9 protein-coding genes and 1 pseudogene are annotated in these 13249 nt (G+C 76.0%); 4 read left to right on the top strand and 6 right to left on the bottom strand.

What is annotated here, in order from left to right; translation table 11 throughout:
* Positions 1-227: 227 nt before the first annotated feature.
* The 3 genes from KPF47_RS23525 to KPF47_RS41060 all read left to right on the top strand — a co-directional run bounded on the left by KPF47_RS23525 (position 228) and on the right by KPF47_RS41060 (position 2726).
* Complete coding sequence (locus KPF47_RS23525; RefSeq protein WP_224388464.1) at positions 228-869, top strand: PAS and helix-turn-helix domain-containing protein; 642 nt, start codon at positions 228-230, stop codon at positions 867-869.
* Between the two features lie 40 nt (positions 870-909).
* Positions 910-2490 (top strand): acyl-CoA carboxylase subunit beta, encoded by a 1581-nt coding sequence (locus KPF47_RS23530; RefSeq protein ID WP_224388466.1) that lies wholly within the window; start codon positions 910-912, stop codon positions 2488-2490.
* A 77-nt stretch (positions 2491-2567) separates the two neighbouring features.
* On the top strand, positions 2568-2726 hold the full coding sequence (locus KPF47_RS41060; RefSeq protein WP_374108893.1) for a hypothetical protein: 159 nt from the start codon (positions 2568-2570) through the stop codon (positions 2724-2726).
* 75 nt (positions 2727-2801) lie between these two features.
* Here KPF47_RS41060 and KPF47_RS39080 read toward each other — a convergent pair.
* A pseudogene (locus tag KPF47_RS39080) lies at positions 2802-4907 on the bottom strand (LuxR C-terminal-related transcriptional regulator); the annotation flags it as partial.
* A gap of 223 nt (positions 4908-5130) precedes the next feature.
* Here KPF47_RS39080 and KPF47_RS23545 point away from each other — a divergent pair.
* Positions 5131-6363 (top strand): IS110 family transposase, encoded by a 1233-nt coding sequence (locus KPF47_RS23545; protein WP_224386690.1) that lies wholly within the window; start codon positions 5131-5133, stop codon positions 6361-6363.
* On the opposite strand, the gene KPF47_RS23550 is transcribed toward KPF47_RS23545, so the two are convergent.
* The 5 genes from KPF47_RS23550 to KPF47_RS23570 form a co-directional block, all read right to left on the bottom strand.
* The gene (locus tag KPF47_RS23550) at positions 6312-7070 is read right to left on the bottom strand and encodes an AAA family ATPase (protein ID WP_224390994.1); all 759 of its coding nucleotides are present in this window, start codon (positions 7068-7070) and stop codon (positions 6312-6314) included. The two genes, KPF47_RS23545 and KPF47_RS23550, sit on opposite strands and share 52 nt — an antisense overlap.
* Entirely contained in the window at positions 7054-8535 is a 1482-nt protein-coding gene (locus tag KPF47_RS23555) for a hypothetical protein (RefSeq protein WP_224390995.1), read from the bottom strand. The genes KPF47_RS23550 and KPF47_RS23555 overlap by 17 nt, the downstream gene beginning before the upstream one ends.
* A complete protein-coding gene (locus KPF47_RS23560; RefSeq protein WP_224390996.1) occupies positions 8418-9344 on the bottom strand; it encodes an ATP-binding protein in 927 nt (308 codons plus the stop codon). The genes KPF47_RS23555 and KPF47_RS23560 overlap by 118 nt, the downstream gene beginning before the upstream one ends.
* Before the next feature lie 8 nt (positions 9345-9352).
* Positions 9353-12175, bottom strand: coding sequence for a LuxR family transcriptional regulator (locus KPF47_RS23565; protein WP_224390997.1), 2823 nt, complete (start codon positions 12173-12175; stop codon positions 9353-9355).
* A 184-nt stretch (positions 12176-12359) separates the two neighbouring features.
* Positions 12360-13121, bottom strand: a complete 762-nt coding sequence (locus tag KPF47_RS23570) for a thioesterase II family protein (protein WP_224390998.1) — start codon at positions 13119-13121, stop codon at positions 12360-12362.
* Positions 13122-13249: the final 128 nt, after the last annotated feature.

Consider the following 13249-nt stretch of genomic DNA (forward strand, 5'->3'; position numbering starts at 1 on the left):
TACGGTCGAATCGGTTACTGTCCGGTCCGCTCCCGGAACAGCGTGTTCCGTTGAACTTCGGGGAGTTAGAGCGCCCGGTAAATGAGGTCGTGGGGGTGTCGTTGCAGGTAGAGGCACGGACTCTCCAGGCGACCATCAGGACATCAGCAATCCCATGATCACTTGCAGGTCCGTGTCTCTACCAACACCGACACACGGCCACCTCTACTGCCGGACGCTCTTATTCGATGCGAGTCCTGCCCTATGAAGGCGACACCGCCGAGCGCATTTCCCAGGAATCCACCAGTGCCTGCATGGTATCGCTCGACCGAGGCCTGCGCGTCGTCGCGGCGAACCAGGAGATGTTCCGCCGGATGTGCGACATCGGCTCCGGCGACGTGTGCGGATCGGCCTTCTGCGATCTGCTGGACGGGAGCATCCGGCCCCGTGTCCGACACCAGATGGAGCGGCTGCTGGACGGTCAGCAGCCCCGTTTCCAGGAGCGGTCGGTCGCGATCGCCGGGGCCGACTCGTCGCTGCGGGGTGACCTGATGGCGACCGCGATCGCGCGGAACGCGGGCCGGGTCGAGGGCGTCGTCGTCGTCCTGCGCACCGGGGACGCCGAGCCGTCCGCGGCGTGGAGCGGGCCGCGCCGGATCCTGTCGGACATGGACGCCAAGATCCTGGAGGGGGTCGCCTCCGGCGCCTCCACCGTGCAGCTGGCCTCCACCCTGTTCCTCAGCCGCGGCGGCGTCGAGTACCACGTGACCGCCCTGCTCCGGAAGATGCGGGTCAAGAACCGGCCGGCTCTGATCTCCAAGGCCTACTCGATGGGCTTCTTCGAGCTGGGTTCGTGGCCGCCCCAGGTCGTGCCCGATCACGTGAAGTGACTGCTCGACCCGACGACGTCCCGAGGCGAAAGGTGAGAACATGACCGCCACCGACGACATCCGGACGACCGCGGACCTGCGGTCGCGGGTGGCCGAGCTGCACGCGGCCCGTGAGCAGATCCGGTCCGGCCCGTCCACCGCCGCGACCGAGCAGCAGCACGCCCGCGGCAAGCTGACCGTGCACGAACGCCTGGCGATGTTGCTCGACGAGGGCAGCTTCCGCGAGATCGAGCAGTTCCGCAGGCACCGCGCCACCGGTTTCGGGCTGGAGGACCGCCGTCCGCACACCGACGGCGTCGTCACCGGCTGGGGCACCATCGACGGCCGCACCGTGTTCGTCTACGCCCACGACTTCCGGATCTTCGGCGGTTCGCTCGGCGAGGCGCACGCCACCAAGATCCACAAGGTGATGGACCTGGCCGAGTCGGCCGGGGCGCCGTTGATCAGCCTGAGCGACGGCGCGGGCGCCCGGATCCAGGAGGGCGTGACGGCGCTGGCCGGCTACGGCGGCATCTTCCGCCGCAACGTCCGGGCCTCCGGTGTCGTCCCGCAGATCAGCGTGATGCTCGGCCCGTGTGCCGGCGGCGCGACCTACTCCCCCGCCCTGACCGACTACGTGTTCATGGTCCGCGACATCGCCCAGATGTACATCACCGGACCGGACGTCGTGTCCGCCGTGACCGGTGAGGAGATCACGCACGAGGAGCTGGGCGGCGCCGAGGTGCACGCCACCGAGTCCGGGGCGGGTGCCTTCGTCTACGACGACGAGGAGTCCTGCTTCGCCGACGTGCGCCACCTCGTGTCGCTGCTGCCGTCGAACAACCGCGAGCAGCCGCCCGTCGCGCCCACGGCCGATCCGCCGGACCGCACCACCCCCGCGCTGCTCGACATCGTCCCGGCCGACACCACCCGCGCCTACGACATGCGTGACGTGATCGCCGAGGTGGTCGACGACGGCGACCTGTTCGAGGTGCACGCGAACTGGGCCACCAACATCGTGTGCGGCCTCGCCCGCCTCGACGGGCACACGGTCGGGATCGTGGCGAACCAGCCGGCCTCGCTGGCCGGGGTACTCGACATCCACGCCTCGGAGAAGGCCGCCCGCTTCGTCTCCACCTGCGACTCCTTCAGCATCCCGCTGGTCACCCTGGTCGACGTGCCGGGCTTCCTGCCCGGCGGCGACCAGGAGCGCGGGGGGATCATCCGGCACGGCGCCAAGCTGCTCTACGCCTACTGCGCCGCCACCGTCCCGCGGGTCCAGCTCATCCTGCGCAAGGCCTACGGCGGCGCCTACATCGTGATGGACTCGCGCTCGATCGGGGCGGACCTCTCGCTCGCCTGGCCGACCAACGAGATCGCCGTGATGGGCGCCGAGGCCGCGGCCAACGTCGTCTTCCGGCGCGAGATCGCCGCCGCGCCCGACCCCGAGATCGCCCGCGCCCAACGGATCAAGCAGTACCGCAACGACCTGATGCACCCCTACTACGCCGCCGAGGCCGGTCTGGTCGACGACGTGATCGACCCCTCCGACACGCGCGCGGTCCTCGTCGACGCGCTGTCGATGCTGCGCGCCAAGCGCGCCGAGCTGCCGGTCCGCAAGCACGGCAACCCCCCGACGTGACCACCGCGACGGGCCCCGGGCCGCGGATCCTGATCACCGGGGGCCACCCGACCCCGGCCGAGGTGGCGGCGGTGACCGTGGCGCTGTGCGCCCTGGCCGGACGGGCCCGGACCGGCCCGCCTGCCCGGCGGCACCGGGCCACGTCCTGGCCGGGCGCGGACGGCTACCGGCCCGCGGCGAGCTGGACCGGTCAGGGCGGCTACCAGGCGCCCGCGAGCTGGACCGGACGCGCCTGACGGGGCCCGGCCCCGGTGCCGCACGCCCGGCATCGGGGCCTGCGCTCGACCGGCCCCCGGGAGCGCGCTGCGGCCGCTGACCCCGAGCTTGCGGTAGGCACTGGTCAGCCGCTTCTCCACGGCCCGGCGGCTGACGCCCAGCTCCTCGGCGATCATCTTGTTGGTCGCCCCGGCGACCACCCGGTCCACGACCTGCCGCTCGGCCTCGGTCAGTCCCTCGACCACGAGCGGCCCCGCGGGCGCCTCCCCGTCGTCGCCGGTGCCGGCGGCCCCGGCCCCCGGCTCGACCGCCGGTACCGGTGCCGGCGCCCCGCCGTACGGGTCCCCGACCCCGGCCTCCTCGACGCGACGCAGGCCGCGGCGCAGCAGTTCCTCCCCCTCGGGCGCGCCCGTCCCGGCGAGGTGTCGCCCCAGCGCGATCTCGGCCCGCCCCAGCGCGGCGGTGTCCGCCGAGTCCCCGAGCACCTCGACCGCCTCCGTCAGCTGGGTCCCGCCCGCGGCCCCGCCGACCAGCGCGCCCCGCACCCGCAGGGCGCGCCCCAGCGCGGCGGGAGCGCCCCACGCCCGCGCCAGTGCCAGGTCCTCGTCGGCCCACTCCAGCGCGGCCGCCGTCGCACCACGCCGGCGCAGCAGCCGGGCCGCCCAGCTCCGCCACGGGAACAGGGCCGGGTTGGACCAGCCGAGGTGCTCCAGGTGACGCCCGCAGTCGAGGAGGCACTCCAGCGCCAGGTCCTGCCGGTCGGCCCGCAGTGCGCCGGCCGCGCGCACGAGCTGGTGGGTCGCGTGCGCGACCAGACCGCCGCCGGGCGGGCGCCCGGCGGGCTCCGGGCCGAGGGCCGGCGCCCCGGCCTCGATCGCCGCGGCGATCAGCGCGGTGTGGAACGCGGCCGACGTCGGAACCCCGCGCTCGCGCAGCACCCCACCGGGCAGCGCCGCGGCCTCGGCGGGACGTCCGCGGGCGAGCAGCACCAGTGCCAGCTCGTCGGCGGTGGCCGCTGCGGGCGACGCCGGGTCGGGGACGAGCCAGTCCTCCAGCGGCCGCGGCCGGTCGGCGGCGACGAGTGCGAGCACCAGCAGGCCGCGCGGCCCGTCGCCGGGCGGGATGCCGTGCGGGGGGCGCACCTCACGCGCCGGTGTGATCCGCAGCAGCCGTTCGCCGAGATGGGCGACGTCGGCCGCCGGCACCGCGCCGGTCAGCGCCGCGGCGTGCAGCAGCACGCCGACCAGCTCCCGGCCTGCCGCGGTGCTGAGGTACCCGTCCGGCGCGGCCACGACCTCGCGCAGCAGCGCACAGGACCGGGCCAGCCCCTCGGGGTGCTGCTCGGCCAGGCGCCGGGCGCGGGCGCGGATCCGCACGGCCACCGCGCGCTCGTCGTCGGCGACCGGGTCCGTTCCGGCGTCGGCGGCACGGACCGCCTCCCGGACCCGGGCCGGTACCTCCCGCACCGTCGACGGGTCGATCAGGGTGAGTGCGACCGCCCGGTCCTGCGGGGAGGCGAGCAGCGGCAGCGCCTGGGACACGTGCCGGACCGCGGTGCCGGGCTCGGTGAACCGCTCCGCCGCGGCCAGCTCCACCAGCAGGGCCCCGCGCTCGTGGCCGCGGACGTCGCTGTCGAGCAACGCCCGGCGCAGGTACCGGACCGCGACCGGGTCGGTGTCGTGGTCGTCGGCCGCGTCCGGGCGGTGCGCGGTGGCCGTCTGGTGTGCCGCGGCCCGCAGGACCTCGACCGCCCAGCCGTCGAGCGGGGCGGCGACCGCGAGCAGGTGTGCGGCCACCTGCCGGGCGTGGTGCCCGGTCTCGTGCAGCAGCCGTGCCGCGCGCAGGTGCAGCCGTTCCCGCTCGGCGGGGTCGGCGGCGACGTCCCGGACCAGCGGGTGGGTGAAGCCGGTGTGGTCGTCGGTGAGCAGGCCCTGGTCGGTCAGCTGCCCCTGGACCGCACGGAGCCCGTGCGGGTCCAGGTCCGCCAGCCGCGCGACGATCGCCGGGTCGGTGCCGGGCCCCAGTACCGCCAGGGCACCCAGGTACCGGCGCGCCGCGTCGTCCTGTGCGCGCAGGCACCGGACGAACCGCTCCCGCAGGACGGCGGGCCAGGCCGCCCGCACCGCTGCGCCGCACGCCGCGACCGGTCCGCCGCCGGCGGCGACGACCTCGTCGAGCACCGCCCGCAGCACCGACGGCACCCCCCCCCGTTACCTTCTTGATCAAGCCCGCTGAGGGCTTGCAGGCCGCCGGCCGCGGTATGACTGACTGCCCCTGTCGCCCGATGATCTGGGGGGTGTTGTCGCCGTGGCCGGAGGGCGCCAACGACCGCTGATAGAGACCTGACCCGTGTGGTCTGCTCGTAACGTGGCTGCCGGCGCGGGTGCTCGTGGTCGGCCTGCCGCGACGAGAAGGGAGCGGCGGTTGCCCGATCCTGACCAGCACCCGACCGGGTTCGCGGTGTTCTGCGGCCTGGACGTGGGCAAGTCCGAACACCACGCCTGCGCGGTCGACACCAACGGGAAGCGGGTGCACGACAAGGCCCTGCCCAACGACGAATCGGCGCTGCGCACCGTGCTGTCCGGGCTGGCCGAGCACGGCGCGGTGCTGATGGTCATCGACCAGCCCGCCTCGATCGGAGCGCTGGCCATCGCCGTCGCTCGTGATCTGGGGATCACGGTGGCCTACCTGCCCGGGCTGGCGATGCGCCGCATCGCCGACCTGCATCCCGGGCAGGCCAAGACCGACGCCCGCGACGCCCACGTGATCGCCGAGGCCGCCCGGACGATGCCGCACACCCTGCGCCGGGTCGGCACCGACGACGAGACCCTCGCCGAACTCACTGTGCTCGCCGGTTACGACGATGACCTGGCTGGGCAGAGCACCCGGCTGACGAACCGGCTGCGCGACGCCCTGCTGCATGTTCATCCCGCCCTGGAACGCCTGCTCGGGCCACGCCTGGACCGCGGTGGCGTGCTCGACCTGCTCGCGGCCGCGCCCACCCCGCAAGCCCTGCGAGAGCTCGGCGCTGACGGGATCGCCGAGACGATGCGGGCCCGGTCGCCTCGACTGGCCCGCACCCTTCCCGCCCAGATCCTGACCTCGCTCGACGCCCAGAGCCTGACCGTTCCCGGCACGGCCGCGTTCGCCCGTGTCATCACCGGCGTCGCCGGGCAGCTGCGCCAGGTCCACACCGAACGCGACCAGCTCGCCGACGAGCTCGAAGCCCGCCTGGAGGCCCACCCTCTTGGACCGGTCCTGACCTCGATGCCCGGACTCGGGGTCAGGACCGCCATCAAGATCCTCACCATCGTCGGCGACGGCTCCGGGTTCCCCACCGCCGGGCACCTCGCCGCTTACGCCGGCCTCGCCCCAGTCACCCGCCGCTCCGGCACCTCGATCAAAGGCGAAACCCGATCCCAGCGCGGCAACCACGCCCTGAAATCCGCGCTGTTCCTGTCCGCATTCGCCGCCCTGGCCGACCCCGCCAGCCGCGCCTACTACGACCGCAAACGAGCCGCCGGCAAACGACACAACGCCGCCCTGATCTGCCTCGCCCGACGCCGCACCGACGTCATCTACGCCATGCTCCGCGACCGCCGCCCCTACAACCCGCCCACGGTCAACAACCCCGATCCAGAACTCGCCGCCGCTTGACGAACCCATAGAGACACCCCCCCCGACACCTCCTCGCACACCTGCAGGAACTCCGGGTCGCCCGCGCGGCCGAAGCGGCCGGCGACCACCCCGCGGACCGCTGCGGGCCCCAGCGGCCGGGCGCGCAGCGGTACCGCGGCCGCGGCCAGGCCGCGCACCGGTGGCCGTCCGGCCCCGGGATCGCCGTGCAGGGTGGTGCCGACGAAGGACACCGGCAGCTCCGCGACCCGCGCGACGAGCCGGTTCAGCCACTGCAGCGACGCCGTGTCCGCCCACTGGAGGTCGTCGACCAGCACCAGGACCGGCCGCTCGGCGCCGACCGTCGCCAGCAGCGCCTGCAGCTCGCGCACCCGGCCGTGCTGGTCGTGCGGCTCCGGCCGGTCGAGCGGCTCCACCGCCAGCGCCGCGGGCAGGCTCCCGCCCGACGCCGCCAGCCACCGGCCGCGGGCGTCCGCGCCCGCGGCGGCGAGGAGCGGGTCGAACAGCTGCCGGACGACGCCGTACTCGAAGTCGCGCTCGACGAGCGCCGACGCGGCCCGCAGCACCGTCAGACCGGCCCTGCCCGCCGCGACCGCCACCGCGTCGAGCAGTGCGGTCCGGCCGGTGCCGACACCGCCGCCGACGACGACGGCCGTGCCACGCCCGTCGGCGGCCCGGGCGACGGCGTCGCGCAGGGTGCGCAGCTCCAGGTCACGGCCGTGCAGCACGGGTCACCCCGTCCCCGCCCGGCTCCTCGACGGTGGGATCGGCGTCCAGCCCGGCCAGGACCGCCTCGGCCACGGCGACCGGGGCCGGCGCGCCCCACCGGAGGGCGAGCCGGAGCTCGTCGGCGGCCATCCGGTGGGCGGCCGCCGGGGCGCCGCAGGCCAGCAGCGACGTCGCCGCCGCCGACCGCCACGGTGCCAGGACCGGGTTCACCCGCCCCCGGTCCAGCAGGAGCCGTCCGCACCCCATGTACTGCTCGACCGCGTCGCGGTGGCGGCCCTGCGCCGACCGCACACGCCCCCGCGCGTACTCCAGCAACGCCGCACCCGGCCGTACTCCCCCGGCGGCGGGGTGCCCGAACGCCGCGGCGTCCGCGGCGTCCGGGTCGGACTCCGCCAGGTGCAGCAGCACCCGCGCGGCCCCGGCGAGCGGGTCGGGCCCGTCCGAGGAGACCGGGGCGTCGGCGGCGGCCCGCAGGTCCCGCCGTGCGCCGTCGAGGTCTCCCGTCCGCAGCCCGACCAGCGCCGAGACCGCGAGGACCGCGGGCGGCACCGGGCGCTCGCGGGTGATCTCGAGCAGGAGGTGGTGCATCGCGTCACCGGCCTCGCCGCCGAAGCCCACGGCGTCCAGGGTGAGCGCCGCCACCACCTGCGGTATCGCCGGGACGGCCCCGACCGGGCCGGCCAGCGTGGCGCGGGCCAGCCGGGTGGCGCGGTCCCGGTCACGGCCGCGGAGGACCAGTGACCACGCGGTGGTCCCGCGGGCGACCGGCCCGTCGTCGTCGGGGGCGGCGGTCACCGCCGCGGCCGGCCCGCGCAGGACGGTCCGCTGCTCGAAGCCGAGGTCGTCGGTCAGCCGGGACAGCGACAGCAGGTCCGCCCGCCCCGGGGCGTCCTCCGGACATCGGCGGACGGCGATGTCGAGCGCCTGGCGGGCCGCGCCGACCTCACCGGCGGACAGCAGCAGGTCGACCGCGCGGGCCCCGTGCCGGCTCGTCGCCGGGTCGGTGTCGAGGGTGATCCTGGAGAGCACCCGCGCGGCCGTACCGGGCGCGGTGTGCGCGCGCGACAGCGCCAGCTCCACCAGCAGCGCCCCGCGCAGGGCGTCCGGCAGCGGCTCCTGCAGCGCGCGCTCGGCGACGGCGGCGGCGGCGTGCCGGTCCTCGGCCCGGTGCCGGACCGCGACCCGGTGCAGCAGCTCGGCCGCCCAGGGCTCGCCGAGCACGGGGGCGTCGAGCAGGGCGCGGGCGATGCGTTCCTCGGGCAGCCCGGCCCGCGCCGCGAGACCGGCGGCGGAGGCGAACAGCGCACGTCGGCGGCCGGCCTCGAGGCCGGCCAGGACGACCTCGGTCACCGTGGGATCGGCCGGCAGCTCGTGGTCGGTGCCGCGGACCAGGCCGGTGGCGGACAGCGCGGCACGCGTCCCGGCGCCGGGGGGCGGTCCGGTGCCGCCGACCCGCCGGCGCACCGGCTGCAGCTCGGAACCGCACACCGCCGCCACCCGGAGCGCCTCGACCAGGGCGGGGGCAGCCCGTCGAGCACCCTGGAGACGTGGTCACGCCGGGCGGTGGCCGCGCAGCGGAGCAGCTCCGGCACGGCGGCCGCGGTCGGGGGCACCGCGCGGTCGAGCCCGGCCAGGGTCGCTTGCAGCACCGCCGGGTTGCCGCCGGTGCTGCGCCGGGCGAGGACGCCGAACACCCGGTCGGGCGGCATCGGGTACCCGGCGGTGACCACCTCCCGGACCGCGGCGAGCGACAGCGGTCCGGTCCGCAGCACGACGTCCGACGGGCCGGTCGGTGCGGTGGCCCAGCCGAGACCGTCGTGCGTCCCGTTCAGGGCGACCAGCAGACCGACCGGTGCCTCGCGGCGGCGCCGGAGCAGCATCTGCAGCCACTGTGCGGTGTCCTCGTCGGCCCACTGCAGGTCGTCGACGACCAGCAGCACCGGGCCGGTGCGGGCGAGGTCGAGCACGGCGCGGCACCACGCGTGCAGGACCTCCGCGCCCACCGGCCCCGTCCGGGGTGGCGCGGGTACCGGGTCGAGCCCCTCGAGGAGGCCGTACCCCGTGGCGAGCGGGTACCCGGTCTCGACGGGCACGGCCCGCGCGGTCAGCACCCGTACCCCGCGGTCGGCGGCGCGGGCGCAGGCGCGGCGCAGCAGGGCCGACCGTCCCGTGCCGGGCTCCCCGGTCACCGCGACGAACGGCGATCCCCCCGCCACCAGCGCGTCGAGGGCCCGGTCGAGGTCGGCGCAGGCGGCGTCACGTTCCCGGAGCACGCCGTCGATCATGCGGTGCCGGCCCTGGCGGCGTCGACGATACCGGCGAGAGCGGCCCGGTCGGTGACGCCGAGCTTGCGGAACGCGCTGGTGAGGTGGACCTCCACGGTGCGCAGGGTGACGAACAGCGCCTCGGCGATCTCCCGGTTGCGGGCGCCCTCGGCGGCGAGTGCGACCACCCGGCGTTCGGCACCGGTCAGCGGGTCCAGCGGGGATCCGGTGGGCGGTCGCATCCGGCCGCCGGCCTGCACGAGCAGCTCCCGGGCGACCCGGGCCGCCCGCAGCGCACCGCACCGCGCGGCCAGGGTCGCCGCCTGACGCAGCTGCTCGCGGGCGTCCTCGGCGTGGTCGGACACCAGCATCGCCCGGCCCAGGAGGTGGTGGGCCAGGATCAGCTCGGTCCGGGCGGGAGAGCCCTCGAGCACCGCGACGGCCTCCCGCAGCATGTCCTCCCCACGCGGACCCGCGGTGACCACACCGCGGGCCAGGAGCGCGAGTCCCCGCCCGCGACCGGTCCCCCACCGGGCGGCCCGGTCGGCGCCCCCCTCGACGATCCCGTGCGCCTCGTGCGCCCGGCCGGAGTCGGCGAGCAGCACGGCGGCGTGCACCCACCACGGCGCCAGTACCGGGTTCGCGATGCCGGCCGCCTCGAGGCTGTCCCCGCAGCGGCGGTAGGTCGCCAGGGCCCGGTCGACGTCGCCGACGTCGGCGGTCGCTCCCGCGAACGCCATCAGGTAGTCGTGGTACTCCCAGGCGAAGTCCTCGAGCCGTGGCCGGACGATCCCGCCGAGCAGCTCGAGCGCGGCCTCCGGGTCGCCCTGCTGCTGGCGCACGTTCGCCAGGGCGATCGTCGGCACCACGGTGTTGCCCCGCCACGCCTCCTGCTCGGCGATGTCGAGCGCCGTGCGGGCGTCGGCCTCACCCTCGGCGAGATCCCCGACGACGACGTGGTTGGTCGCGCGGGTCCCCACCGCGAGGCTGTAGGTCCAGGCCGAGGCCTGCTCGCGGCTCTGCGCGACGAGCCGGTCGAGCACCGCCGTCGACTCCTCGACCTCGTCGGCCAGCCGCAGCACCAGCGACGACGCCAGCACCGCCCAGCCGCCGAGGGTGGCCTCGTCGACCAGCAGGACCCGGCGGGCGAGGTCGACGGCGGCGGCCGCGTCGTCGCCGTCCATCGCCAGGGTCACCGTCATCATCGCGAGCTTCTGCCGCTCGGCCGGGGTGCGGCCGGCGGGTCGCGCCATCCGCCCCATCCGGTCGATCGTCGCGGCCACGGTCTTCTTCTCGTCGAGCCCGACGACCAGCAGTGCGGCCTCCACGTGCGTGCGCAGCTCGGTCGCCTCGGGGCCGGGGTCGGCCGGCAGCTCGCGGTCCATCGTGTCCAGGAGGTCCTGCAGCACCCGCACCGCGCGGGGGGCCTGCTGCACCGCCAGCGAGGTCATGGCCAGTGCGACGGCGGCCTGGGCCCGCGAGGGCAGGTCCACCGCCCGGTCGAGTGCGACGCGCAGGTGGGCCACGGCGCGGTCCGGCTCGTGCTGGGCCAGTGCCGTGGCCAGCCGGATCCGCGCCCCCACGTCGTCGGGCCTGGCCGCGACCACCGGTTCCAGGTACCGGGCGACGGCGGGCCGGGCGCCGCGGTGCGCCGCGGCCGCGGCGGCCTCCAGCAGGACGTCGACCATCCACGGCTCGCCGGCGCCGGGCAGGACGAGCAGGACCGCCGCCACCACCTCGGCCGGGCGCCCCGCGTCGCTCAGCACCCGGGCGCCGCGCCGTCGCAGGTCGTCGAGCTCGTCGCCGGGGAGTCCGCGCAGCACCGCGGAGCGCAGCAGGTCGTGCCGGTAGTCCGACCGGTCCGGCGCGAACACCTCGGTCCGGACCAGCGTCGCGACCGCGTCGACCACCGACCCGGCGGGTACGCCCGACAGGGTCGCGAGCACCGTGGTCTGCTCGGCCCCCACGACCGCGACGGCGGCGGCCACCGCGCGGACGTGGGACGGGGCGTCGAACACGTGCCGTTCGACGAGGCCGTCGACGACCTCGCGCCCGAGCCGGTGGATCCGCTCGGTCGCGTCGTCCCCGGTCACCGGGCCCAGCTCGGCGACGAGCTGCTCGACCAGCAGCGGGTTCCCGCCGGAGGCCTCGGTGAGCGCGTCGACGAACGGCACCTGCGGCGCCTCGGCGCCCGTCGGGCCCGCACCGCGGGCCGCGGCGAGCCGTCCGACACCGGAACGGTCCAGCGGGCGCACCTCGGTCACCGCCGCGCCGACCTGGGTGCGGATCTCGGCGAGCCGTTCGGGCAGCGCCCCCGCTCCGTCGGTCCGCGAGGCGAGCACCACCGCGAGCGGGAGGCCCGCGGACCGGCGCAGCAGGAACCCGAGGAAGGCCAGCGAGGCGTCGTCGCACCACTGCAGGTCGTCGACGACCAGGACCAGCGGGGCGCGGGCGGTGAGGTTCACGGTGAGCCAGTACAGGCCGTGCAGCACCGGGTACAGGTTGTCCGGTCCGGGATCGCTCGACGGCTCGTCCAGCGCGGCGGCACTCCACCGGGCACCGCCCTCGAACAGCTCCGGGTCGACCGGGACCGCGTCGGCCACGAGGTCGCCGAACAGCTCCCGGACCACCGCGAACGAGATGTCGCAGGTCCGTTCCCGGCCGCGCGCCCGCACGGTCCGCACGCCCGCCGGGACCTCGGCGCAGAGGTGGTCGAGCAGCGCCGACTTGCCGATCCCGGGCGGGCCGACGAGCAGCCGCACGACGTGCGCCCCGGCGGCGGCACCGGCACCGGCCGAGGCCAGCCACGCCGACTCGGACCCCCGACCCACCAGGCGCACGCCGCGATCGGTGGCATCGGACATCCTGGGCTACCTCCACGAGCGACCGGGCCCGGCCGGGCGGACCCGACGCGACGATCTTGAGCCTAGGAGATCCCCGCCCGTGCCGTGTACCGGCCGCGGCGTGTCGGCACAGTGGTGTCGGCACGGCGGTCCCGACACGGCGGTGCCGGAGCCTGCGGGATCAGGACAGCGCGGTGAGGACCTCGCGCAGCATGGCGATGATCGCCGGGGCGTCGGAGCCGAGGAAGAAGTGCCCGCCCGGACGGACGTGCAGGTCGAACGGTCCGGTCGTGTGCTCGCGCCAGGACTCCGCCTCGTCGCGTGAGGTCTTCGGGTCGCTGTCCCCGGTCAGGACGGTCAGCGGCGCAGCCACGGTGGCCCCGGGCGCGCAGCGGTAGGTCTCGATCGCCTCGTAGTCGCTGCGGATGGCGGGCAGGATCATCCGCAGGATCTCCTCGTCGCCGAGCAGCGCGGTGTCGGTCCCCGCCAGGAGCTTCAGCTCCTCGACGACCTGCTCGTCGCTCAGCCGGTGCACGTGCTCGTCGCGGACGCGGGACGGTGCGCGCCGGCCCGAGGCGAACAGGTGGGCGATACCGCCGCCCTCGGCCTCGTGCCGCCGCGCGACCTCGAACGCCAGCGTCGCACCCATGCTGTGGCCGAAGAAGACCGTCGGGCGGTCGCCCGACAAGGAGTCCCGCAGCGCCCCGTGCACCCGGTCGGCGCGGGTGTGCAGGTCACCGGGGCTGGTCTCGCGGCGCCGGTCCTGCCGGCCCGGGTACTGCACGGCGAACACCTCCGCGGTGGTCTGCAGCTGCGCCGAGACCGGGAAGCAGAACGAGGCCGAACCGCCCGCGTGCGGGAAACAGACGAGCTGCACGGGCCGCTCCGGTGCCGGGTGGAAGCACCGGACCCACAGGCTCTCCTCGGTGGCGGTCGTCGTCATGGGGTTCCTTCCTCGGGGACGCACCCGGCGTGCTGCCGGACGACGTACCCAGTGAACCGGCGGCGCGGCCGGTGATTCCCTAGTCCTGGCCCGGGCCCGGGGGCCGTCGTGCCCCCGGGCCCGGGACC

The organism is Pseudonocardia sp. ICBG1293, from assembly GCF_020131355.1.
In the GTDB taxonomy this organism is placed as follows: domain Bacteria; phylum Actinomycetota; class Actinomycetes; order Mycobacteriales; family Pseudonocardiaceae; genus Pseudonocardia.

What these genes read in the sequence shown, in the direction of transcription:
- KPF47_RS23525 (WP_224388464.1), top strand. Translation starts at nt 228, where the DNA reads ATGCGAGTCCTGCCCTATGAAGGCGACACCGCCGAGCGCATTTCCCAG.
- KPF47_RS23530 (WP_224388466.1), top strand. Translation starts at nt 910, where the DNA reads ATGACCGCCACCGACGACATCCGGACGACCGCGGACCTGCGGTCGCGG.
- KPF47_RS23570 (WP_224390998.1), bottom strand. Translation starts at nt 13,121, where the DNA reads ATGACGACGACCGCCACCGAGGAGAGCCTGTGGGTCCGGTGCTTCCAC.